The 22,561-nt window shown below is 73.7% G+C and carries 18 protein-coding genes; 1 reads left to right on the top strand and 17 read right to left on the bottom strand.

Features of this window, described 5'->3' with window-relative positions; all coding sequences use genetic code 11:
- Positions 1 to 24 precede the first annotated feature (24 nt).
- The 14 genes from ACZ6ZN_RS11295 to ACZ6ZN_RS11230 form a co-directional block, all read right to left on the bottom strand.
- Complete coding sequence (locus ACZ6ZN_RS11295) at positions 25 to 1,455, bottom strand: FHA domain-containing protein (RefSeq protein WP_469645139.1); 1,431 nt, start codon at positions 1,453 to 1,455, stop codon at positions 25 to 27.
- 32 nt (positions 1,456 to 1,487) lie between these two features.
- On the bottom strand, positions 1,488 to 2,834 hold the full coding sequence (locus ACZ6ZN_RS11290) for a vWA domain-containing protein (RefSeq protein WP_451878062.1): 1,347 nt from the start codon (positions 2,832 to 2,834) through the stop codon (positions 1,488 to 1,490).
- 100 nt (positions 2,835 to 2,934) lie between these two features.
- Positions 2,935 to 4,251, bottom strand: coding sequence for a PP2C family serine/threonine-protein phosphatase (locus ACZ6ZN_RS11285; RefSeq protein ID WP_469645136.1), 1,317 nt, complete (start codon positions 4,249 to 4,251; stop codon positions 2,935 to 2,937).
- A 3-nt stretch (positions 4,252 to 4,254) separates the two neighbouring features.
- Positions 4,255 to 6,810: a serine/threonine-protein kinase gene (locus ACZ6ZN_RS11280; RefSeq protein ID WP_469645671.1), complete on the bottom strand. Its 2,556-nt coding sequence runs from the start codon at positions 6,808 to 6,810 to the stop codon at positions 4,255 to 4,257.
- A 17-nt stretch (positions 6,811 to 6,827) separates the two neighbouring features.
- Positions 6,828 to 8,165, bottom strand: coding sequence for a hypothetical protein (locus ACZ6ZN_RS11275; protein WP_398110284.1), 1,338 nt, complete (start codon positions 8,163 to 8,165; stop codon positions 6,828 to 6,830).
- Positions 8,166 to 8,224: 59 nt separating this feature from the next.
- Complete coding sequence (locus tag ACZ6ZN_RS11270; RefSeq protein WP_469645133.1) at positions 8,225 to 9,268, bottom strand: glutamate ABC transporter substrate-binding protein; 1,044 nt, start codon at positions 9,266 to 9,268, stop codon at positions 8,225 to 8,227.
- A 29-nt stretch (positions 9,269 to 9,297) separates the two neighbouring features.
- Positions 9,298 to 10,767, bottom strand: coding sequence for a hypothetical protein (locus ACZ6ZN_RS11265; RefSeq protein WP_469645130.1), 1,470 nt, complete (start codon positions 10,765 to 10,767; stop codon positions 9,298 to 9,300).
- Between the two features lie 180 nt (positions 10,768 to 10,947).
- Positions 10,948 to 11,919, bottom strand: a complete 972-nt coding sequence (locus ACZ6ZN_RS11260) for an N-acetylglucosamine kinase (protein WP_451878066.1) — start codon at positions 11,917 to 11,919, stop codon at positions 10,948 to 10,950.
- Positions 11,910 to 13,175 (bottom strand): 6-phospho-beta-glucosidase, encoded by a 1,266-nt coding sequence (locus ACZ6ZN_RS11255; RefSeq protein ID WP_469645127.1) that lies wholly within the window; start codon positions 13,173 to 13,175, stop codon positions 11,910 to 11,912. The genes ACZ6ZN_RS11260 and ACZ6ZN_RS11255 overlap by 10 nt, the downstream gene beginning before the upstream one ends.
- 2 nt (positions 13,176 to 13,177) lie before the next feature.
- Positions 13,178 to 14,071, bottom strand: a complete 894-nt coding sequence (locus ACZ6ZN_RS11250; RefSeq protein WP_469645124.1) for a carbohydrate ABC transporter permease — start codon at positions 14,069 to 14,071, stop codon at positions 13,178 to 13,180.
- A complete protein-coding gene (locus tag ACZ6ZN_RS11245) occupies positions 14,068 to 15,012 on the bottom strand; it encodes a carbohydrate ABC transporter permease (protein ID WP_398110290.1) in 945 nt (314 codons plus the stop codon). Before ACZ6ZN_RS11245 ends, ACZ6ZN_RS11250 begins: the two co-directional genes overlap by 4 nt.
- Positions 15,013 to 15,015: 3 nt before the next feature.
- Positions 15,016 to 16,353, bottom strand: a complete 1,338-nt coding sequence (locus ACZ6ZN_RS11240) for an ABC transporter substrate-binding protein (protein WP_469645120.1) — start codon at positions 16,351 to 16,353, stop codon at positions 15,016 to 15,018.
- 54 nt (positions 16,354 to 16,407) lie between these two features.
- On the bottom strand, positions 16,408 to 17,619 hold the full coding sequence (locus ACZ6ZN_RS11235) for an ROK family transcriptional regulator (protein ID WP_469645117.1): 1,212 nt from the start codon (positions 17,617 to 17,619) through the stop codon (positions 16,408 to 16,410).
- Positions 17,620 to 17,879: 260 nt separating this feature from the next.
- Complete coding sequence (locus ACZ6ZN_RS11230) at positions 17,880 to 18,989, bottom strand: mechanosensitive ion channel family protein (protein WP_398110293.1); 1,110 nt, start codon at positions 18,987 to 18,989, stop codon at positions 17,880 to 17,882.
- A 314-nt stretch (positions 18,990 to 19,303) separates the two neighbouring features.
- Between ACZ6ZN_RS11230 and ACZ6ZN_RS11225 the strand changes: the two genes are divergently transcribed.
- Positions 19,304 to 19,840 carry an HNH endonuclease gene (locus ACZ6ZN_RS11225; protein WP_398110294.1) on the top strand — a complete coding sequence of 179 codons (537 nt, stop codon included), beginning with the start codon at positions 19,304 to 19,306 and terminating at the stop codon, positions 19,838 to 19,840.
- 105 nt (positions 19,841 to 19,945) lie between these two features.
- Here the strand turns inward: ACZ6ZN_RS11225 and ACZ6ZN_RS11220 are convergent, their stop codons facing one another.
- The 3 genes from ACZ6ZN_RS11220 to ACZ6ZN_RS11210 are packed head-to-tail and all read right to left on the bottom strand — an operon-like array spanning position 19,946 to position 22,499.
- Positions 19,946 to 21,286 (bottom strand): FtsX-like permease family protein, encoded by a 1,341-nt coding sequence (locus ACZ6ZN_RS11220; RefSeq protein ID WP_451878072.1) that lies wholly within the window; start codon positions 21,284 to 21,286, stop codon positions 19,946 to 19,948.
- Positions 21,283 to 21,969, bottom strand: a complete 687-nt coding sequence (locus ACZ6ZN_RS11215) for an ABC transporter ATP-binding protein (RefSeq protein ID WP_469645113.1) — start codon at positions 21,967 to 21,969, stop codon at positions 21,283 to 21,285. The genes ACZ6ZN_RS11220 and ACZ6ZN_RS11215 overlap by 4 nt, the downstream gene beginning before the upstream one ends.
- Entirely contained in the window at positions 21,966 to 22,499 is a 534-nt protein-coding gene (locus tag ACZ6ZN_RS11210) for a PadR family transcriptional regulator (protein ID WP_398110297.1), read from the bottom strand. Before ACZ6ZN_RS11210 ends, ACZ6ZN_RS11215 begins: the two co-directional genes overlap by 4 nt.
- Positions 22,500 to 22,561 lie beyond the last annotated feature (62 nt).

The raw sequence follows: 22,561 nt of genomic DNA, 5'->3' as shown, positions 1-22,561 counted from the left end.
GGCGGTAGGGCTGAGCCGCGCGGCTCAGCCGCGACGGATCGTGATCGTCGTCCAGGCGCCCACGTGCACCCGGTCGCCGTCCTGGAGCGGGACGGGGACGAACGGCTGGATGGGCTCCTCCGAGCCGTTGACCGTCGTGCCGTTCGTCGAGTTCTGGTCGACGACCGCCCAGCTGCCGTCCGGCTGCTGCACCAGCACCGCGTGCTGGTGCGAGACGCCCGGGTCCTCCGGCGGCACCGACAGGTCGATGTCGGGTGTGTCGCCGGTGGAGTGCCGGCGGCGGCCGATGGTGATCTGGTTCCCGGTGAGCGTGCGCTGCTGCTCAGGGGAGTACGCGGGCAGGTTCAGCCCGGCGGCCTCGGGGCCGGAGCGCTGCATCATCGCCAGGAAGTACTCGCGGTCCGGGCCGATCGTCGCGGTCCAGGTCGCCGGTCCCTGCTGCGGCTGGTGCTGCTGCGGGAAGCCGCCCGGGCCGGGCGGGGCCTGGGTGGCACCGGGCTGCGGGTAGCCGTAGCCGCCCTGACCGGGGCCGCCGGGACCGCCGTGGCCGGGACCGCCCGGGCCGCCGTGTCCGCCGGGGCCGGTGTGCGACGGCGGGGAGATCACCCAGTCGTCGTCACCGCCGCCGAAGGCCGGACCGCCCTGCTGCGGGGGCCGCTGCGTCTCCTGCGGGAAGGCGGGCGGGGCCGGCGGGCCGGACTGGTGGAACGCCTGCGGAGCGCCGCCGGGACCGCCGGGGCCACCCTGCCCACCCCCGTAGCCGCCGGGACCGCCGCCGTGTCCACCCGGGCCGCCGTGGCCCCCCGGGCCGCCGTGGCCACCGGGGCCGGGCGGCGGCGGGACCGGACGCGAGGGGTCGTTGCCGAATCCGGGCGGGCCGGACGGACCGCCCGGGCCACCGGGCGCCCCGTAACCACCCGGGCCACCGGGGCCACCGGGACCACCCGGGCCGGGACGGCCGGACGGATCGCCGCCGAAGGGCGGGATCGGCTCGGCCGGGCGGTTCACCTGCGAGGGGCGCGAGCCCTGGTAGTCGAACGCGTCACTGCCACTGCCGTACGACGGGCCGCCCGGGCCGCCCGGGCCACCGGGACCCGGCGGCTGGAAGCGCGCGCCCGGACCGGGCGGCGGCGGGGCCGCGGGGGTGTACGAGGTCGCCGTGTTGGTGAGGAAGTTCCACCGGCACTCCTCGCAGAACGGGGCGCCGCCCTCACGCGGCGTACGGCACTGCGGGCAGAGCTCCGGCTCGGCGGACAGGTGCGGCGGGCGCCCGCCGGGCTGCCCACCGGGGCCGCCGGGGCCGCCGGGGCCGCCCTGGCCGGCCGGCGGCGGGAAGCCGTAGCCGCCGGGGGGCGGAGGGGGAGGAGGCGGAGGCACGGCACCCGCCATGCGGTGACCGCAGACCTCGCACCAGTCGTCGGAACCCGACTGGTGTCCGTTCGGGCAGGTCGGCATGTCGGCGCGTCCCTCCTTCGATCTCTTCCAGGTCACTTCTTGACGCGAACAGTCTTGGTGGACCGGGTTTCGAGCGTCATCTCGTCCGCCTCCGCGACCTTCGCCTTCAGTCGCACAGTACCGGTCGCGGCGTCGACCACGTCCACCACCTTCGCAAGCAGTTTCGCAGTATCGGCGTTCCCCGAGGCACTCGCGAGCTGAACGGCCCGGCCCAGTTTGGCCGTTGCTCCGTCGATATCGCCCGACTTGCGCAGATCGAGCCCCTGCTGGATGACCTGGGCCAGTTCGGCCTGCCCGGTGTAGTGGGCGACCTGGGGGTTGATCGACGTGGAGGCGACCATGTCGTCCGTCCACACGGCCCGGACCAGGCCCTGCGCGCCGAGGTTGTGGACGCCGCCGTCGGGCTGCGGGACGACCAGCGAGATGCGGGCCGCCAGCATCTCCTGCCCGATGTGCGCGGCCGGGACCTGCACACACAGGTGGTAGTCGCGGGACTCGTCGCCCCAGGAACCCAGCGGGTAGTCGCCGGCGCGGGGGCCGGCCTCGGTGCGCCGGCCGGTCAGTTCCTCGACCGCGGGGGCGACCTGCTTGACGAACTTCACCGTGGTGTCGACGGGGGTCCACAGCCGCAGGGAGACGTCCGCGACCTCCTTGCCCATCGCCGTCTCCATCATCCGCGTGAAGTCCGCGGCCAGACCGGCCGGATCGGCGACGATGTCGGCGGTGCCGAGCAGCGCCGAGGCGATCGCTGTGACTTCTTTCACTTCCCAGTCGGTGCCGACCCCGCGTGCGTCGCAGGTGAAACGGCCCGCGCACGCGTCGAGCGCGGCCCTCAGGTCCTGGGCCGACTCGTGCTCGTTGCGGCCGTCGGTGAGCAGGATGCCGTGGCGGATGGCGACGTCCACGGAGGACAGCAGACGGTCGGCCAGCCGCAGCCAGGTGCCGATGGCCGTGCCGCCCCCCGCGCCGAGCGCCCGCAGCGCCTGCTTGGCCTGCGCGCGGGTGGTGGCGTCGGCGACGGCGACCCGGCCGCCGCCGGGGTAGACCTCCTTGGCGACGTGCGTCCCGCCGATCACCGCGAAGTGGACGCCGTCGCGCAGGGTGTCGATCGCGGCGGCGGTGGCGTCGCGCGCGTTGCGCATCTTGGCGGGCGGGTAGTCCATCGACCCCGAGCAGTCGACCATGATCGCCACCGCGGCGGAGGGACCCTGCCCGGGTGCGTACAGCTGCGGTGCGCCGACCGCGCTGCCGAGGGTGCCGCCGCCGGTCGCCGTCACCGTGACGATGGCGTTGACCTCGCGGGCGCCCTCCGGCAGGTACTCGTTCTGATAGACGTCCACCGAGAACCGGGGCGCGCTCGCCTTCGAGAAATTGGCCATGCCTGTTTCGATCCCCCTCCGGAGACCCCGCCGGCAGCGGGGTCACGACGGTGGGCGGACCAGTCCCCTCCGGTCCGCCGAGCCACCCCCGAGCGTGGCCTCAGGCCGATCCTGCCCCCTGCGGCACCGCCGGGAACGGCACGAGCGCCACTGTTACGTTGTCGTGGCCCCCGCCGTCCAGGGCGTGACCGACGAGCACGCGGGCGCTGTGCAGCGGCTGCCCGGCGGCGTCGAGCGGCACGATGCGGGCCATCTCCTCGGCGCCCTCGGCGTAGTTCCACAGCCCGTCCGTGCAGACGATCACCACACCGGGGCGGTCGGGCTTGAACGCGGCGGTGTGCGGCTCCAGTTCGTAGGCGTCGGCGCCGAGCCAGCCGGTGATGGCGTGGGCGCGCTCGTCGGCGTAGGCCTCGGCCTCGTTCATCAGGCCCGCGGCGACCATCTGCGCCGCCCAGGAGTCGTCCTCGGTGAGCCGGGCCGGGGGAGCGCCGCGGTCGACCGGGACCCAGTAGGCGCGGCTGTCGCCGACCCAGCCGACGATCAGCAGCCCCGAGGTCACCACGGCGCCGACGATGGTGCAGGCCGGGGCGTTCTGGTGCGGGGCGTGCTCGCGGGCCGTGGCCGGCTCCTCCGCCAGCGAGTTGACCGCGTGGGAGGCGGCGACGATCGCCTCGTGCATGGCCTGCTGCGGGTGCGTGCCGCGCGGCAGGGCCGCCAGCAGCGTCTCGCTCGCGGCCTTCGACGCGGCCGCCGAGGCGTCGTCGGGCCGGGTCGCCGAGGAGACGCCGTCGCAGACGATCGCCACGGAGGCGGGCGAGCCGTCGGGCAGCGTGGTGGTCCCGAGGGCGAACGCGTCCTCGTTGCGGTGGTGGCGCAGGCCGCGGTCGCTGACCGCGGCCACCGGCCCGGACTCCTGCTCCATGTGGTCCCGTTCGCGCGGCTGGGCGTGGCCGCAGTTCTCGCAGTAGCCGTCGTCGTCCACGCGGCCGGCCCGGCAGGCGACGCAGACCTTGCCGCCGGCAGCGGCGGGCGGGGCCGCCTGTTCGGCGGACACCCGGGGGTCCGGCACCTGGAGGGGGTACTCGTCCGGCTGGGTGCGGTAGATCTCCGGCGCGTAGCCCTCCGGCTGCGGCGGCCGGTCGAACCGCACCCCCGCCGCCGGGGACGGGGGCGCACCGGGGGGCGGTGCGCCGGCGCCCGGGGCCGCGCCGGCCGGCGGGGCCTGCGGGGGCTCGGGGTACGCGGCGGCCGGGGCGCCCTGGGCGGGCACCGCGCCGTTCAGGGCGATGGTCGGGTTGTCCTCGGGCCGTGCCGGCACGGCGGACAGGTCGTATCCGCACGCGCCGCAGAAACGGTCACCCGACTCGAGGGGTTCCTCGCAGCTCGGGCATGCGGACAACCGGGGCATCTGCGACATCAACTACACCCACGTCCGGGGGCGGTAACGATTGGCACGTTCCACCAGGTCGATCCTCTCCTCGCCGCCCCGCGCCAGCCGGGCCAGCATGCGGTACGAGCGTTCCAGTCCGAAACGCAGTCCCCGCTCGTCCAGGCCGCTGCCGAGCAGCGTCCGCCCCCCGGCGGCGGGAGGGGAGGAACCCTGGCCCCCGGAGAGTACCCAGTCCAGGGCGCAACCGAGGACTTCGGCCGACAACTGCTCCCGCCGCGCCGGATCCAGGCCGTAGGCGTCGAGCGCCTCCACCTGTGCCGCGGCGGCCGTCAGGTCCTCCAGGAAGGGCACGTCCGAGGCCGTGGCCGTGCGCCCGCGCAGCCGTGCCCGGACGGCCGCCACCCGCGCGGCCGTGTAGTGGATGGAGGACTCCGGCACGGACTCCAGCGTCCGCACGGCGCCGCGCCGGTCGCCGGTCGCCAGCTGGACACGGGCCAGGCCGAACGCGGCGCTCACATGGCTCGGGTCGGTCGCCCACACCAGCCGGTAGTACTCGGCGGCGTTGTCCAGCTGGCCCAGCACCTCCGCGCACAGGCCCAGCGCCAGCTTCGGGGCGATCTCGCCGGGGAAGGCGTCGTAGATCGCGTCGAAGGCCAGCGCGGCGCCCTCGTCGTCTCCGGTCACCAGCGCGGCCAGGCCCCGGAACCAGACCACCCGCCAGTCGTCGGGCCGTTCGTCCTCCAGGGCGGCGAGCGACTCCAGCGCGGCACCCGGCTCACCGGTCTCCAGCCGGGCCCGCACCTGCCGCAGCCGCGTCTCGGTCGACGGGGCCGGCGCGGCCTCCAGGGCCCCGAGCAGCTCCGCCGGGGCGGAGGTCATCAGGCCCGCGAGGAAACCGGCGTTGGGGTCGGTCGGATCCACCCGGGGCACCGGCAGGGCCAGGGCGGCGGCGCGGGTGTCGACCCGCTTGACGAGCCCGGCGACGGATGCGGCCGCACCGGACGGCGGAGCGACGGCCCGGGCCGGGAGCGCGGCGCCGGCGCGGCGTCCCGTCCCCGTCGCCCGCGCGCCCAGCCGGGACACCTCGCCGTCCAGCCGGGGGAACAACTCCGTGTCCGTCACCCGCAGTTCCGGACCGAACAGGGTGGACAGAGCGGGCCGGGCCCGGCCCGTCTGGAGCGAGACGACCTCCCGCAGCACGCCCGTGAGCTGCTCCGTCATCTCCTGCGCGGAGGCGAACCGGCGGGCCGGATCGGGGTCGGTGGCGCGCACCAGGAGCCGGTAGAAGGACTCGTACTGCCGGAACACCTCGATGTGGTCCGGGTCGGGCAGGGAGTCGGCGTAGACGTTCGTGTAGCCCTGGAAGTCGAAGGTCAGCACGGCGAGGGTGCGGGCGACCGTGTACAGGTCGCTCGCCACGGACGGCCCGGTCTCGGCGACCTCGGGCGCCTGGTAGCCCACCGTGCCGTAGATGGCCGACTCCTCGTCGTCCATCCTGCGCACCGCGCCCATGTCGATCAGCTTCAGCTCGTCCTCGGTCTGGATGGCGTTGTCGACCTTGAAGTCGCAGTAGAGCAGGTTGCGGCTGTGCAGGTGCCCCAGCGCCTCCAGCGCCTCGATGCCGTACGCGCACGCCTGCTCCACCGGCAGCGGGTCACGCCGGCCCTGCGGGGTGCGCCGGGCGTTGGCGATCTCCTTGAGCGACTTGCCGCCCACGTACTCCATGACGATGTAGCCGTCGAGGGAGCCGGTGCGCTGGTCCAGGTGCTCCACGAAGTTGTAGATCCGCACGATGTTGGCGTGCTCGATCTCCGCGAGGAAGCGCCGCTCGGAGATCGCCGCCGCCATCGCGTCCTGGTCGCCCGTGTCCAGCAGGCCCTTGAGGACCACCCAGCGGTCCGAGACCGCGCGGTCCACGGCGAGGTAGATCCAGCCCAGGCCGCCGTGCGCGAGGCAGCCCACCACCTCGTACTGCCCGTGCACCACGTCACCGGTGCGCAGCTTCGGCACGAACGAGTACGGGTGGCCGCACTTGGTGCAGAAGCCCTCCGTGCGGCCCGGCCGGTCGCCGCGCGCCCGGCCCACCGGGGCCCCGCAGTCCGACCGGGAGCAGAACCGCTTGCGCTCGGGCACCTCGGGGTCGTCCAGCACCATCGCGCGCGGGTCGGGCCGCGGGATCGGCGGCACCTGCACCAGCCCGGCGCCCAGCCGCGCCCGGGAAGCGGTACCGGAGGCCGACCCGGAGCTGCGCACGGACACCGAGCGGCCCGTGGACCTGCCCGACACCGAGCGGGACAGCCGGCCCGAGACCGAGCGGCGGGAGCGCGACGACTGCGAGGACGTACCCGCACTACGGCTGCCCGAGGACCCGCGGGAGCCGCTCCCGCCCCCGGAGGCGACGCCCGTGGGGGACGAACCCACCATGCCGCCCTCGGAGGAGGGGCTCCGGGGCGCGACGACCGGGGCCAGGCCGCAGGTACCGCAGTACAGTTCGCCGCCGCCCACGTCCTCGTACGCGCCGTCGCAGCCGGGGCGCTGGCAGGCACGCCCGGACGGGCCGGGCGGCTCGTGCGGTGCCCGGCTCATCGGCTTCCCCTGGTCGCTCATGCGTCCGGCCCCCTCCGGTCGTCCTCGGCCCCGCCCGGGTGGTCCGGCACCCGCGGGCCGCCGAGCAGCTCGGCCGCCGCCTGCTGGTAGCGCAGCACGGCCTGTTCGGCGGCGCGCAGGTCGCAGGGCGCGCTCCACAGCATGCGACGCGCCTTCTCGTACCGCTCCACCAGCAGCGCGTCCTCGGCGAAACCGTGCCGGGCCACCTTCGCCCGGTACGCGTCGAGCCGGCCGCGCAGCTCGGCGCGGACCGCCAGCGGCGCGGTGACCGCGCTCAACGACTCGCGGGCGCGCAGCAGTTCGTCCTCGGCCTTCTCCTCCAGCGCCTCCAGCAGCGGCGAGAGCCGGTGCCACTGGGCCTGCCTGCGGTACTCCGCGGCCGCCGCCAGCTGCTCCTGGAGCGCGGTCGGGGGACCGCTGACCACCGGCACCTCCGTCGCCGCGATCTTCGCCAGCACCTCGCCCCGGGCGGTGCGCGCCTCGGCGAGGGTGCGGTCCGCGCGGCTGAGCACGTCCCGCAGCTTCACGATCCTGGTCTCGGCGTCCTGGCGGACCGTCAGGACCGCGTCGATCTCCCGCCGCACGTCCTCCAGGGCCCGCGCCTCGCGGTCGTACACCGTGGTGTCCGGGCGGCCGCCGCCCGGCGCCGAACTGCCCTCGGCAGCCACCCAGAACGCCAGCGGGTCGGAGATCACCTGCTCGCGCAGCCGGGTCAGCGTACGGGTGATGCGCTCCAGGTCGTCACCCGACGGATGCTCGCCGGGCCGCACGCCGACCGAGTGCGCCAGCCGCCGAGTGCGCTGGAGTTCGGCGGCCAGCAGGTCGATCCGGGCCGGCAGCGCCGACCAGACGGCGTCCGCGGCGACCACCACGTCCAGGCTGGTCGCGTACAGCTCGTTCATCCGGTCCACCAGTCCGGCGAGCGAGTAGCGCTCGCTGAGCTTCGTCGAACCGCCGTGCGGAGCAGCCGCGTTGGCCGTCGCCGCGGCGCCGCCCGCGACGGTGACCGGCTCGCCGTTCAGCAGCTCGGTCAGCTCCACCAGGTCCTCACGGCTGGACCAGCGCCGCCGGGCGCGGATGTCGCGGGCGGAGCGCAACGCGTCCGTGTACGCGTCGAAGTAGGTCCACAGCAGGGTGATCGACGCGTCCGTGGCCGCCCAGCGCTCCCGGGTGACGCCGGTCAGTGCGGCACCCTCCAGGAGCCTGCGGCCCGCGTGGTCCTGGAGGGCCAGGAGCGAGGTCTCGATCGCTTCGTGCTCCGCGCCGAGCCGCGCCAGCGCACGGTCCACCTCGTCCCGGTCCATCACCGGCCCGGCGGGTCCCGTGACGCCCATCGATCACCTCTCGCTGCGGTTGTGCCGGTCGGGGGCCTGGTCGTCGGTCGCGGTGCGGGTCAGCTCGTGCGGAGGTACTCCGGTGCCGGGGGTTCCGACTTCTCCGCATCCTTGCCCAGTGTGGCGGACAGCCATTTCCCGTACGAGGCCTGCCAGCCGTCGTCGCCGTCCTTGCGGTAGTCCACCAGGATCCGGTTGACCCGGCGTACCAGGTCGTCCGCACCCTTCTTCATCGCCACGCCGTAGTACTCGGCAGTGAAGGCCTCGCCCTTGAGCTGGACCGTCGGGTCCTGGGCCGCCTGGCTCGCGGCGAGCGCGCCGTCGGTGACCACGGCGTCCACCTCGCCGAGTTGCAGCCTGACCAGGCAGTCGAGCTGGTTCGGGACCGTCGTGGAGATGTCCGTGCCGGCGGGGAGCCGGCCGTCCTTCCTGTCCGCCTCCAGCTTGGCGTGCGCCGTGGATCCCGCCGCCGTGCAGATCCTGCGGCCCGCGAGCGTGTCGTCGTAGCCCTTCACGGGCGACGACTTGGGCGCCAGGACCTGCTGGCCGGTCTTGAAGTACGGCGCGGAGAAGGCGACGTCCCGGATGCGGTCGCAGTTGATCGTCATGGTGCGGACCACCATGTCGACACGGCCGTCCTGGATCGCCGGGATGCGCTGATCGGTGGGGATCGCCTTGAACTGCACCGCGTCCCGGTCGCCGAGTATCTCCTCGGCGATGCGGTGCACGAGGTCGATGTCGAAGCCCTCCAGCTCGCCCGACTCGCCGCCGTTCGGGTCGCGGTAGCCCCAGCGGTAGCTGTTCTGGTCGACGCCGACGACCAGCTTGCGCTTCTCGCCCGTACGGCTCTTGATGGCCGCGATGGTGTCGCCGTCGTCGCCGGAGGGGGAGAGCGTCTGCTTCTCCGGGGCCTCGCAGTCCTCCTCGGCACCGGCCCGGACGATGTCCGCGGTGGCGGTGGTCCCGGCGGGCCCGGTGCCGACCACCGTGACGGCCTTCCGGGGCAGGCACAGGGCGGCGAACGCCACCAGGGCGCAGACGACCGCCATCGCCGTCACTCCGCCCCAGCCCCTCAGGGCGGTGCGCACACGTCCTGCTCGCACGGTCGTGCCTCCTGTCGCCCGTGGCCCGTTCACCGGTACTCCGACAGCCTGCGGCCGATGCCCAGGACCGCTCCCGCGGCCCCGAGGAGCGCGAGGACGGCGGCCCCCGCCGGCAGTCCGGTCAGCGCGTCCCGGCCGCCCGTGGCCGCCCGCTCGAACTCCCTCTCCTCGTGCGCGAGGGCCGTGCGCAGGTTCGCGTCGACGCTGTCGAAGCACTCGCCGGTCGCGCCCTCGGTGCCGATCACCCTGTCCAGCGCCTGCTGGTAGTTGCCGTTCTCGTCCTGCTCGCGCGCCGCGGCGTGGCGCTTCTTCCACTCCTCCATGTTGCCCATCGCGGTCGTGACGGGCTTCCGGCCCGTCCCGTCGTCGGCGAGCTCCCGCGCCGCCTCCAGGCGGGCGCCCAGGGCACTGATGTCCGCACCGAAGTCGAAGTCGTAGGCGTCGTAGGTCTTCCCGCCGACCTTCTTCGTCTCCGCGCCGCGGGCCACCAGGGTGAGGTTCTCGTTGCCCCGGGCCTTCAGGGAGGCGATGCGCGCGTCGTGCAGCACGTTCAGCGAGCGGACGCCGTGGTCGTAGGAGTCGTTCAGGCCGGAGCGGGCGAGGCCGTGGCCGGCGACGAGCCAGAGCAGGACGATCGCCGCGGCGGCGGTGGCCGCGACCAGGCCGTGGTTCAGGACGCGGTGGGTGCGCCGGTAGGTGCGGTGCTGCGCCCAGCCGAGGGCGGCCAGGGCGAGGACGCCGAGGGCGATCGCCGCCCAGGGGTAGGGCGTGGCGTCCGCGTAGTCCGCCCGCAGGCGCTGGTTCTCCTTCGTGTACAGGTCCTCCGCGGCCGGGAGCATCCGCTGCTGCATCTTCTCGTTGGCGTAGCGCAGATAGGCGCCGCCCACCGGGAAGCCCTGCCGGTTGTACGTGCGCGCGCGCTCGACCAGGCCCTTGTACTCGGGCAGCAGCCGGTTGAGTTCGGCGATCGTGCGCGCGGAGGGGGAGCCCGGTTCCGACGCGGCGGCCGCGTTGACCAGCTTCTCCGCGGCCGTGCGGATGTCCTTCTCGTAGCGGTCGCGGGAGGCCGCCGACTCCTGGCCGCCGGCCAGGAAGCCGCTGGAGGCCGCGGTGTTGGCGTCCGCGAGGGACCGGTAGATGTCGGCCGCGTCGGAGCTGAGGGGCTGGCTGCTGGTGAGGACGTCGTCGGCGGCGGCCGCGCGGCCGGTCATCTGCCAGGCGCTGACGGCGCCGAAGGCGACGACGAGGGCGGCGAGGAGCGCCCCGATGATGCGCAGGCGGCCCGGTTCCGTGGTCGCGGCGGCGCGCAGGCGCTCGGCGCCCTCGGAGAAGGCGGTGCGGCGGGGAGGGCCGGCCGGGGAGGCCGGGGCGGACGGGCGGGGTGCCGCTGCGGGACGGGCGGAGGACCGGGCCGGCGGGGCCGCCTGCGCCGGGACGGGCGGCAGGACGGGCAGGCTCGGACCCGGTGGCGGTGTGCTGCCCCGCGGCGTGTGTGTCACTGTGACCTCCCCCATGGTCATCCGTCGCGGCAAGTATCGCTGCCGGGACCGACATCCGCACCGGCCTTGCCCGATCTTGATCGGATCGCAGCGTGGAGCGCCACCCCTCGCCCAGGTACACGTCCGGAGGAGGGGTTCGGTTCCCGTGCGGCGGGCCCGGCACCTGCCCGCGCGTGCGGCTCACACGCCGTAGTGCGCCCGCAGCCGCTCCTGCGCCCCCTCCGGTGCCCCCAGCCGGTCCAGGCCCAGCAGGGCCGCGCCGAGGACCGGGCGGGCGGTGACCACCTGCGGGACGGCCTTGGGGGCCCGGTCGGCCAGCAAGCGGTCGATGTGGTCGTTCAGTTGGGGGTGCCGGGCCGCCAGCACGCTGCCGCCCAGCAGGACCGGGGCGGGTTCGGACAGGAGGTCCAGGCGGGTGAGGGCCACCACCGCCATGGCGACCACCTCCTCCGCCTGGCGTTCCACGATCGCCCGGGCGACGGGGTCGCCCTCGGCCGCCGTGGCGAACAGGACCGGGGCCAGCTCGTGGCGCCGGGAGGCGGGCACGCGCTCCAGGTGCAGCGCCTCGATGAGCGCGTGCATCGAGGGCAGGCCGAAGTGCGCGGGCAGGGTGCGCGCCAGGGCGGTCGGGCCGCCCCGGCCGTCCTCCGCGCGCGCGGCGTGCCACAGGGCCTCCTCGGACAGCCCCCAGCCGCCGCCCCAGTCGCCGGAGATCCTGCCGATCGCGGGGAAGCGGGCGGTGCGGCCGTCGGGGTGCATGCCGACGCAGTTGATGCCCGCGCCGCAGACGACCGCGACCCCCCGCGGTTCGGTGACCCCGGCCCGCAGGATGGCGAAGGTGTCGTTGCGGACCGTCACGCTCGCGCCCCACGCGCGCGTGCGCAGCGCCCCGGCCAGCTCCTCCTCCTCGACGGGGAAGTCGGCGTTGGCCAGGCAGGCCGACACGTGGGCGACCGTGGCGAGTCCGGCGTCGGCCAGGGCCCGGTCGACGGTCTCGGCGAGCCCGCGCACGGCCGTCCCGACGCCCACCGCCGGCGGGCGGAAGCCGCCGCCGCGCGCCGTGGACAGCACCTCCCCGTCCGAGGAGACGACCGCGACGTCGGTCTTGCTGTTGCCCGCGTCGATGGCGAGGACGTGCGCTCTCACGCCCACGCCAGGTGCTCCCGGTTGTGCGCGATCAGCCGGTCGGTGAGCTGCTCGGCGTACGCGTACTGGCCCACCAGGGGGTGGGCGAGCAGCGCGCGGAAGACCCGCTCCCGGCCGCCGTGCAGGGCCGCCTGGAGGGCCAGGTCCTCGTAGGCCGTGACGGCCGCCATCAGGCCCGCGTACAGCGGGTCCACCGGCGCGACGGGCAGCGGGGAGGCGCCCTTGGCGCCCACCGCGGCCTGCACCTCGACGACCGCGTCGTCGGGGAGGAAGGGCAGCGTGCCGTGGTTGTACGTGTTCACCACCTGGTAGGGGCTGCCCGCCCCGCCCAGGAGGGCGGCGGCCAGGTCGACGGCGGCCTCCGAGTAGAAGGCGCCGCCCCGCTTCGCCAGCAGCCCCGGCTTCTCGTCGAGGGCCGGGTCGGCGTACAGCGTCAGCAACTGCTTCTCCATCGCGGCCACTTCGGCGGCGCGGGAGGGCTTGCCGCCCAGTTCCCGCACGACCTCGTCGTGTGCGTAGTAGTAGCGCAGGTAGTAGGAGGGGACGACGCCCAGCGTGTCGAGGAGGGGGCGGGGCAGGCGCAGGTCGGCGGCGACGGTGTCACCGTGCCGGGCCAGCAGCCCGGGCAGGACGTCCTCGCCCTCCGGGCCGCCGCGGCGCACGGCCGTCTCCCAGGTCAGGTGGTTGAGGCCGACGTGGTCCAGGTGGAGTTCGGACGGCTCCAGCGAGAGCAGGGCCGCGAACTTGCGCTGGAGGCCGATCGCCACGTTGCACAGGCCGATCGCCCGGTGACCGGCCTGGAGCAGGGCGCGGGTCACGATGCCGACGGGGTTGGTGAAGTCGATGATCCAGGCGCCCGGGTTGGTGCGGCGGACGCGCTCCGCGATGTCCAGCACCACCGGGACCGTGCGCAGGGCCTTCGCCAGGCCCCCGGCGCCCGTGGTCTCCTGGCCCACGCACCCGCACTCCAGGGGCCAGGTCTCGTCCTGTTCGCGGGCGGCCTGGCCGCCCACGCGCAGTTGCAACAGGACCGTGTCCGCGCCGTCCACCGCCGCGTCCAGGTCGGTGGTGGTGGTGATGCGGCCGGGGTGGCCCTGGCGGGCGAAGATGCGGCGGGCGAGTCCGCCCACCAGGTCCAGGCGGTCCTCGTCCGGGTCCATCAGGACCAGCTCCCCGACGGGCAGGGTGTCCCTCAGGCGGGCGAAGCCGTCCACGAGTTCGGGGGTGTAGGTCGAGCCTCCGCCGACCACGGTGAGTTTCATGTCTAACCCTTTACTCCGGTGAGCGTGACGCCCTCGACGAACGCCTTCTGGGCGAAGAAGAACACGAGGATCACGGGGGCCATGACCAGCACGGTGGCGGCCATGGTGAGGTTCCAGTCGGTGTGGTGGGCGCCCTTGAACGACTCCAGGCCGTAGGACAGGGTCCACGCGCCCGGGTTCTCCGAGGCGTAGATCTGCGGGCCGAAGTAGTCGTTCCACGCGTAGAAGAACTGGAAGAGGGCCACCGCGGCAATGCCCGGCTTGGCCATCGGCAGCACGATCTTCAGCAGCGTGCGCAGGTCGCCGCAGCCGTCGACCTTGGCCGCGTCCACGTACTCGTCGGGGATCGTCGTCAGGAACTGGCGCAGCAGGAAGATCGAGAACGCGTCGCCGAACGCCATGGGGATGATCAGCGGCCAGAGCGAGCCGGACAGGTCCAGCTGCTTCGCCCAGAACAGGTACATCGGGATGACGACGACCTGCGGCGGCAGCATCATCATCGAGATGACCAGCATCAAGGCCACATTGCGGCCGCGGAAGCGGAACTTGGCCAGGGCGTAGGCCACGGGGATCGAGGAGACGACCGTGAGGACCGTGCCCAGGCCCGCGTAGATCAGGGTGTTCCGCCACCAGGTGAGGAAGCCGGGGGTGTCGAGGACCTTGGCGTAGTTGCCCCATTCCCAGGTGTGCGGGATCAGGTCGCGGCTGAGCGCCTGACTGTCGCTCATGAGGGAGGTGAGGAGGACGAAGACGAACGGGAGCGTGAAGAAGAGGGCCGCCGCGATGCCGAGGGAGTGGATCGCGATCCACTCCAGCAGGGCCCGGCGGTGGGCCGTGCGGTGGGCCGGCGACGGGGACGTCCGCCGCTCCAGGGGCTTGTCGAGCACCTGCGTCATCGTTCACCTGCCTGGATCAGGCCGCCCCGGCGGCGCATCAGGAGAGCCGTGAAGGCCATGGAGAGGGCGAAGAGGACCAGGGCGACCACACAGGCCGCGCCGTAGTCGAAGCGCTGGAAGCCCAGGTTGTAGACGAGTTGGGGGAGGGTGAGGGTCGACTTGTCGGGGTAGCCGGGCTCGAACTGCGTTCCCGCGCCCTGGATCACGCCCGACGCGACCTTCCCGGCGATCAGCGGCTGTGTGTAGTACTGCATCGTCTGGATCACGCCGGTGACGACCGCGAACATGACGATCGGCGAGATGTTCGGCAGCGTCACGTAGCGGAACCGCTGCCACGGGGCCGCGCCGTCCAGTTCGGCCGCCTCGTACTGCTCCTTCGGCACGTCGAGCAGGGCCGCCATGAAGATGACCATGAGGTCGCCGATGCCCCACAGCGCCAGGAGGGTGAGGGCCGGCTTGGACCAGGTGGGGTCGTTGAACCAGCCCGGGGCGGGCAGCCCGGTCTTCTCCAGCAGGGAGTTGACCGGCCCCGTGCCGGGGTTGAGGAGGAACGCGAAGGCCATGGTGGCCGCCACGGGCGGGGCCAGGTAGGGCAGGTAGAAGAGGGTGCGGAAGACGCCCGTGGCCGTCCTGACCTTGGTGATCAGCAGGCCCACGCCCAGGCCGAAGGCGACCCGGAGCGTGACCATGACGACGACGAGCCACAGGGTGTTGCGCAGGGCGGGCCAGAACAGGGGGTAGTGCTCGAAGACGTAGACCCAGTTCTTCGTGCCGCTCCACGTGGGCGGCCTGAAGCCGTCGTAGCGCATGAAGGAGAAGTAGACGGTGGAGATCAGCGGGTAGGCGAAGAAGACCGTGAAGCCGATCAGCCAGGGGGAGAGGAAGGCGAGGGTGCGCAGGGCCGAGCGGCGGTGCTTGGCCCGCAGGGTGTGGGTGCTCATGCGCTACTTCGCCTGCGCGATGTCCGTGTCGATCTGCGCGGCCGCCTTCTTCAGGCCCGCCTCGAGATCGGTCGCCTTGCCGCTTTCGTAGGCGTAGCCGAACTCCTGGACGGTGGTGAGGTAGACGCCGCCGTTGACGGAGGCGGGGGCGGTGGTGGAGTGCGGGTTCGCCGCGATCTCCAGGAACGTCTTGAAGCGCGGGTCGTACGTCAGCTTCGGGGACTTGAGGGCCGCGAGCGTCGACGGCACGTTGTGGATGGCGTTGGAGAAGCCCACCACCGCGTCCGTGTCGGTGGTCATGTACTTCACCAGCTCCCAGGCCGCGTTCTGCTTCTTGCTGGTCGCGGCGATGCCGGCGATCGTGCCGGTGATGTAGCCCTTGCCGTACTGGTCCACCTGGTCGTCGGGGACGGGCAGCGGGGCCACGCCGATGTCGAACGTCGGCTTGGTGTCCAGGGCCATGCCCAGACGCCACTCGCCGTCGAGCTGCATGGCGACCTGGCCGGTGTGGAACGGGTGCTTGGGACCCCATTCGTCGCCGAGCTTGGAGCGGTAGGTCTCCAGCTTGCGGTAGCCGCCGAGCGCGTCGACGAGCTTCTTCTGGACCGTGAAGGCCCGGGCGAACGCCGGGTCCTCGCCGACGTTCGACGTGCCGTCCTTGTCGAAGTACGTCGGGGAGAACTGGCCGAGGTAGTGCTCGGTGGTGGTCTCCCAGCCGTGGTAGTTCGGCATGAAGCCGAGCTGCTTGTACGAGTCGCCCTGGGGGATCGTCAGCTTCTTCGCGACGCGCTCGAACTCCGACCAGGTCTTCGGCGGGGCGGTGACGCCGGCCTTCTCGAACGCCGTCTTGTTGTAGTAGAGGCCGTAGGCGTCACCGAGCAGCGGGACCGCGCAGCGGTTGCCCTCGAACTGCGTGTATTCGTTCATGGCCTTCGGGAACGTCTTCTCCGGGTCGACGCCCGACTTCTCGAAGAACGGGTTGAGGTCCACCAGCGCGCCCGAGGAGCAGAACTTGCCGACGTTGTTCGTCGTGAACGACGAGATCACATCCGGGGCCTTGGCCCCGCCGGCGCGCAGCGACTGGTTGATCTTGTCGTCGGTCATGTTGCCGACGACGTCGACGTGGATGTTCGGGTGCGCCTTCTCGAAGCCGGCGACCAGGTCCTCGACGGCCTTCACCTCCGAGGGCGCGCTCCAGGCGTGCCAGAAGGTGAGGGTCGTCTCCTTGGACGCGTCGTCGTCCGCGCCGGCGCCGGACTGGCCGGTGCAGGCGGTGGCGAGGAGGGCGACGGAGGCGGACGCGGCGAGCACGAGGGCCGCTTTCCGGGGCATTCTGGGCATGGCGGAGCTCCCTGGGGCACGGGGTGAGGGCAGGACGCGGGAAGAGGGGTGGGGCTAGCGGGAGGTGTCGAAGACCTCGTCGCGGGTGGTCGCGAGGGCGCTCTCCAGCGCGCCGCGCAGCACGGGGTGTTCACGGACCTCGCCCACGACCAGACGGGGACGCGAGGCGGCCAGTTCCTCCAGTTCGGCCTGGACCAGGGCGCGCAGCGGCTCGCCGCCCGAGGTGAGGGCGGCGCCGCTCAGCACCACCAGCTCGGGGTCCAGCACCGACACCAGGGAGGCCAGACCGGTGGCCAGCCGGGTCGCGTAGGCGCGCAGCAGCTCGCGGTGCGGTCCGTCGCCGGTCTGTGCGGCCCGGGCCACGAGCCGGGCGGCGGCCTCGGCGTAGGGGCCCTGCGGGACGTCCTCGATGCCGAGCTCCCGGGCCAGGCGGGGGACGGCCTGGGAGCCGGCCAGCTCCTGGTAGCCGCCGCTGTTGGCCTTGGTGACCTTGCGGACCAGGGGCGTGCCCGGGACCGGCAGGAAGCCGACCTCCCCGGCGCCGCCGGTCCAGCCGCGGTGCAGCCGGCCACCCAGCACCAGGGCGGCGCCCAGGCCCTCCTGGTTCCACAGCAGCACGAAGTCGGTGTGGCCCCGGGCCGCCCCGAGGCGCTGCTCGGCGAGGGCGACCAGGTTGACGTCGTTCTCGTACTCGAACGGCATCGGCAGGGCGGCGGCGAGTTCGTCCAGCAGGGTGGGGGAGTGCCAGCCGGGCAGGTGGGAGGCGTAGCGCAGCCGGCCCGTGGTGGGGTCGAAGGCGCCGGGGGTGCCGATGACCAGGCGGTGGACGTCGTCCCGGGCCAGTCCCGCCGCCTTCACCGCGCCGTCCAGGGCGTCGGTGACCTGCTGGACGACCGGGGTGGCGGCGCGGCGGCCGGGGGTGGGCAGTTCGAAGCGGCCGACCGTGCGGCCGGTGATGTCGGCGACCGCGGCGAGGATCCGCTGGGGGGTGACGTCGAGTCCGGCGGCGTGGCCGGACGCGGGGTTGACCTCGTAGAGCTGGGCGCTCGGGCCGGGGCGGCCCTCGGTGGTGCCGGAGGCCAGGACCAGGCCGGCCGCCTCCAGGCGGGCCAGGAGCTGGGAGGCGGTCGGTTTCGACAGCCCGGTGAGCTTGCCGATCCGGGTGCGCGAGAGCGGCCCGTGCTCCAGCAGCAGGTCCAGGGCGGCCCGGTCGTTCATGGCGCGCAGGACGCGCGGGGTGCCCGGCGTTCCGGCGGTTCCTGCCATGCGTGTCCACACCTGCCCTTCGGCTGCTCAGCCTCTCAGTGATCCGGTGGGGAAGTCCATCGGGAGGCCGGCCCCTCGATCACTGTTAGGAAAGTTTCCTATTCGGTGGGGAGGAAGGTATGCCCGTCGCCGGGCGAGCGTCAATAGGGACGGTCCGCCGGAGCGCGGACACGCCGGAGGGCGGCACCCGGACTCCGGGTGCCGCCCTCGTGGGTGGCCGGTCGCTACGCCGTGGCCGGGTGCTGCTCCGTGGCCGGTCGCTACTTCGTGGTGCTGGTGGGCGCGGGCGGGACGAGCGGGGACGCCGCCGCCGACTGCGGGGACGAGGCGTTCGCGTACACCGAGGGGGCCGCCATCGCGGCCGTCGGGTCGGCCGCGGTCTCCTCGACGGGGGCCGTGGCACCGCCGACGATCCGGATGCCGGCCGCGTCGAAGGCCCGCTTAACGCGCCAGCGCAGCTCGCGCTCCACGGTCAGCGACTTGCCCGGCATGGTCTTGGCGGAGATGCGCACGACCATCGAGTCCAGCAGCACGCTGTCCAGCCCCAGGACCTCGATCGGGCCCCACAGCAGTTCGTTCCAGGGCTCCTCGGCGCCCATCTTCTCGGCCACCTCGTCCAGCGTGGCCTTGACCTTGTCCAGGTCCTCCCCGGCGTGCACGGTGACGTCCACGTTGGCCGTCGCCCAGCCCTGCGAGAGGTTGCCGATGCGCTTGACCTCGCCGTTGCGGACGTACCAGATCTCGCCGCCCTCGCCGCGCAGCTTGGTCACCCGCAGGCCCACCTCGATCACCTCGCCGGAGGCCACGCCCGCGTCGATGGAGTCGCCGACGCCGTACTGGTCCTCCAGGATCATGAAGACGCCGGACAGGAAGTCCGTGACGAGGTTGCGGGCACCGAAACCGATCGCCACACCGGCCACACCGGCGGACGCCAGCAGCGGGGCCAGGTTGATGTTGAACGCGGAGAGGATCATCAGGGCCGCGGTGCCCATGATCAGGAAGCTGGCCACCGAGCGCAGCACCGAGCCGATCGCCTGCGAACGCTGGCGGCGGCGTTCGACGTTGACCAGCAGGCCGCCCAGTCCGGCACCGTCCACCGTCTGCCCCGTGCGGCTCATCCGGTCGATGAGCTTGGTGATCGCCCGGCGCACCGCGACCCGCAGCACCGCCGCTATCACCAGGATCAGCAGCACGCGCAGCCCGATCGCGAGCCAGGTCGACCAGTTCTGCTCCACCCAGCCGGCGGCGTTCGTCGCGCTCTCCTGGGCGTCCTCCAGCGAGGGCACTCTCGGGCTCTCCGTCTCCGAGGGGGTCGGCGACGGGGACGGGCCGGCGGCCCACAGGACGGCGTCCGCAACGGACAAGGACACGGCAGGTACCTCCAGGTGCAGCGGTCTGCCCCGGTGCGGCGGTTCCGGGGGGTCGAAGGTCACGGCTGGGTCACCGAAGGGGCAGAACCACCACACTAACGGGGCATTGTGTGTGCTCCCGAAGAATGTGTGAAGGAGAGACGGTGCTCACCTGGGCCTGAACAGGCCACGTCCTCGGGCGGGCGTCCGGTGTGGGCGAAAACACTCCCAGCCCGTTACGGGGACATGGTGGCGCTTCCACCAGCCATGAGGGGAGACTGACTACGAATCGTCCCGGCGCGAGCCACGCGCCGCCGGCGTCCAAGGAGGCATCCGTGCCGCATGTCCTGGTCCTCAACGCGTCGTACGAGCCACTCGGCGTCGTACCGCTCCGCCGCGCGCTCGTCCTCGTCCTCGAGAACAAGGCCGTCTGCCTCGAGGAGTCCGGCGCCCATCTGCACAGCGCGACCGTCACAGTCCCCGCACCCAGCGTGGTCCGGCTCAAGCGTTTCGTGCGGGTTCCCTATCGGGGGCCCGTTCCTCTGACCCGCCGGGCGCTGTTCGCCCGCGACGGGGGCCGGTGCATGTACTGCGGTGGCGTCGCAACCAGCGTCGACCACGTCATCCCGCGCAGCCGCGGGGGCAAGCACGTCTGGGACAACGTCGTCGCGTCCTGCCGTCGCTGCAACCACGTCAAGGCCGACCGCCATCTCGTCGAGATCGGCTGGCGGCTGCGCCACAAACCCGCCCCGCCCTCGGGCCTGGCCTGGCGCATCATCGGAACCGGCCATCGGGATCCGCGCTGGCTGCCGTACTTGCAGCCGTACGGCGCGGACGACGCCCTGGCCCGGATCGACGGCATTTCGGCCTGACGATCCGGGTCTTCGTGTCGGCGCCCCGGCACGGATCCGGTCCCGGGGAACCCCCGTTCCCCCGGGACCGGCCGTCTCCGGGCGGGCCGGCGCCTTCGCGTGCCCTTACGCGTACCGCAGCTCCCCGGGGCGCACTGTACGGCGCAGCAGGGGCAGCGAGGTGGCCGCGGCGAGCAGGCAGGCGGCGAGGACGGCCACGGGGAACAGGGCGGGCGCCCAGGGCACCGCCTCGTCCGCGAGGACGGCGTACCGGACACCGACGGCGGTTCCCCCGAGGCCGGCCAGCAGCACCGCGGGCGTCAGGGGCAGGGCGGTCTCCAGCAGCAGGGCGCGGCCGAGCACCGACTGCGGCACGCCCGCGGCGGCCTGTGCGGCCAGGCCCCGGCGGCGGGTGGCCAGCGACTCGGCGGTGCCGACGGCGAGGCCGGACAGGGTGAGCACGAGGGCGATCGCGACGGCGGCACCGGTGAGGTTCAGGCCGGTGAGGTAGAAGGAGGCGTCGGGCCGCTCGCGCACCGCGTCGGCCAGTACCTGCCGGACACCCAGGAAGCCGGTCCCGGCGACGGTCACCAGCAGCACGGCCGCGTGCGTGCGGGCGGCCGACCACGGGTCCTCGCGCAGCCGCTCCGCGGCGATCAGGGTGGCCGCGGAGCGGGCCCGGCCGGCCAGGATCCGTCCGACGACCCGGGCGGTGGCACCGGACAGCCACACCGCACCCGCGCCGACCGCGAGGACCGCACCCGCCAGCGGCAGCGGCGGCCCCCCGGACGACCGGAGCGGGGCGCCCGAGGCGGTGGCGGCGGCCAGCAGCGCGGCCACGGCGGCGAGCAGGAGACCGCTCAGGAACAGCAGCCCCGAGACCCGGCCGTCGCCCGGCCCGGTCCGGCGCACCGAGCCGAGCGGCGAGGCCACGACCCGGCGCAGCGCCAGAGCACCCGCCGTCGCGCCCAGCACGGGCACCGCGAGCGCGACCAGGGCGATGCCGGCCCAGGCCGGCGCCGTGGGCGCGTCCCACAGGCGCAGCAGCACCAGCACCGAGGGCACGGTGGCCACCGCCGAGCCCAGCGCGCAGGCGAGCCCGGTCTCCAGCGCGGCGATGCGCCGCACCTGCCAGGGCGTGGCTCCGGCGAGCCGCAGCCCGGCGAGCCTGCGGTCGCGGTGCACGGCCCTGATCCGGGCGCACTGGCCGAGGAGGCCGAACACGGGCAGGAGCAGCAGCACCAGTCCCAGGACCACTCCGGACCGGGTGCCGGGATCGTCCAGGAGCCCGTCGGCGAGCGGGATCGACCGTCTGCCGCGCAGCGACGCCAGGGCGACGGCGGCGAGGGCGAACACCGTCGCCGACGCGGCCCCCACCGCCGTGAGCGCGGCCCGCCACCGCTCCCCTCGGTCCGCGCCGCGCGTGAGCTGCCAGGCGAGCCGCAGATCCGCCTCCAGTGCCCTCATGCCGTCACCCCGAGCGCCGCCACGACCCCGTCGCGCAGCTGGACCTCGCGGTCGGCGTACGCCGCCACCTGGGCGTCGTGGGTGATCAGCAGCACCGCCGTGCCGGACCGGCGGGCGGTGCGCACCAGGGCCGTCATCACCTGCTCTGCGGACAGGGAGTCCAGGGCCCCGGTCGGCTCGTCGGCGAAGACGACCCGCGGGCCGGTGACCAGGGCCCGGGCCAGCGCGACGCGTTGCGCCTGACCGCCGCTCAACTCGCCCGGGCGGGAGTCGCCCTGCCCGCGCACGCCGAAGCGCTCCAGCCACTCCGCGGCCAGGGCCCGGGCGCGGGCCCGGCCGGTGCCGGCCAGGAGCAGGGGCAGGGCGACGTTGTCCAGGGCCGTCAGCTCGGGGATGAGCTGGCCGAACTGGAACACCACGCCGAACTCGGTGCGCCGCAGTTCGCTCAGCCGCTTCTCGGACAGGTCCTCCAGCCGCTGTCCGTCGTAGGTCACGGAGCCCGCGTCCGGGCGGACGATGCCGGCCAGACAGTGCAGCAGGGTCGACTTGCCGCTGCCGCTGGCGCCCGTCACGGCCAGGATCTCGCCCGCGTGCAGCCGGAGCGACGCGCCGCGCAGGGCGAGTGTCCTGCCGTGCGCCTTGACGAGGTCGCGGGCCGTCAGGAGTGGCACGGGTTCGTTCATACTGCGTCGACCTCCGCGGTCAGGGTGGTGAGCCGGGCCGCCGTGGTGTTCATCCAGCGGAGGTCGGCGTCGAGGTGGGTGAGGGCGTAGTCCGCCGAGAGCACGGTCGCGAGGTCGGCTCCCTCGGCGGCCTTGACCGCCGTCAGCTCCCGCATCCGCTCCTTGTGGGCGGCACGCTGGGCGCTCAGGTATCCGGCCGCGTCGCCTCCGGAGAGGATGGCGACGACGACCTTGGCGAAGATCTCGTTGGCCACGAACGGGGCGGGCGGGGCGATCTGGCCGGCCCAGCGGGCCAGTTCGCGCGCCCCTTCGCCGGTGGTGCGGTAGCGGGTCCGCTCGGGGCCGCCGTCCGAGTCGGTGCCGTCGACCTCGGCGAGACCGTCCCGGACCAGGCGTTGCAGGGTCGTGTACACCTGCCCGTAGGCCAGTGGGCGCGCCTGCGGGAAGCGTTCGTCGTGGCGTCGCTTCAGGTCGTAGCCGTGGCTCGGACCCGTGGCGAGCAGGCCCAGCAGGATGTGGCGGGTGCTCATGGAGATCATTATGCACTGAGTGCATGTACTGAGTGAATAGTTGGCGGCGAAGAAGTGCGCGA

The organism is Streptomyces sp. NPDC053665, from assembly GCF_055585285.1.
This window is presented reverse-complemented; position numbering and strand designations above follow the sequence as displayed.

Excerpts from the sequence above, each read along its gene's own strand:
- ACZ6ZN_RS11235 (WP_469645117.1), bottom strand. The coding sequence starts at position 17,619 with ATGGCAGGAACCGCCGGAACGCCGGGCACCCCGCGCGTCCTGCGCGCC.
- ACZ6ZN_RS11250 (WP_469645124.1), bottom strand. The coding sequence starts at position 14,071 with ATGACGCAGGTGCTCGACAAGCCCCTGGAGCGGCGGACGTCCCCGTCG.
- ACZ6ZN_RS11255 (WP_469645127.1), bottom strand. The coding sequence starts at position 13,175 with ATGAAACTCACCGTGGTCGGCGGAGGCTCGACCTACACCCCCGAACTC.
- ACZ6ZN_RS11280 (WP_469645671.1), bottom strand. The coding sequence starts at position 6,810 with ATGAGCCGGGCACCGCACGAGCCGCCCGGCCCGTCCGGGCGTGCCTGC.
- ACZ6ZN_RS11210 (WP_398110297.1), bottom strand. The coding sequence starts at position 22,499 with ATGAGCACCCGCCACATCCTGCTGGGCCTGCTCGCCACGGGTCCGAGC.
- ACZ6ZN_RS11290 (WP_451878062.1), bottom strand. The coding sequence starts at position 2,834 with ATGGCCAATTTCTCGAAGGCGAGCGCGCCCCGGTTCTCGGTGGACGTC.
- ACZ6ZN_RS11215 (WP_469645113.1), bottom strand. The coding sequence starts at position 21,969 with ATGAACGAACCCGTGCCACTCCTGACGGCCCGCGACCTCGTCAAGGCG.
- ACZ6ZN_RS11220 (WP_451878072.1), bottom strand. The coding sequence starts at position 21,286 with ATGAGGGCACTGGAGGCGGATCTGCGGCTCGCCTGGCAGCTCACGCGC.
- ACZ6ZN_RS11295 (WP_469645139.1), bottom strand. The coding sequence starts at position 1,455 with ATGCCGACCTGCCCGAACGGACACCAGTCGGGTTCCGACGACTGGTGC.
- ACZ6ZN_RS11285 (WP_469645136.1), bottom strand. The coding sequence starts at position 4,251 with ATGTCGCAGATGCCCCGGTTGTCCGCATGCCCGAGCTGCGAGGAACCC.
- ACZ6ZN_RS11245 (WP_398110290.1), bottom strand. The coding sequence starts at position 15,012 with ATGAGCACCCACACCCTGCGGGCCAAGCACCGCCGCTCGGCCCTGCGC.
- ACZ6ZN_RS11275 (WP_398110284.1), bottom strand. The coding sequence starts at position 8,165 with ATGGGCGTCACGGGACCCGCCGGGCCGGTGATGGACCGGGACGAGGTG.
- ACZ6ZN_RS11240 (WP_469645120.1), bottom strand. The coding sequence starts at position 16,353 with ATGCCCAGAATGCCCCGGAAAGCGGCCCTCGTGCTCGCCGCGTCCGCC.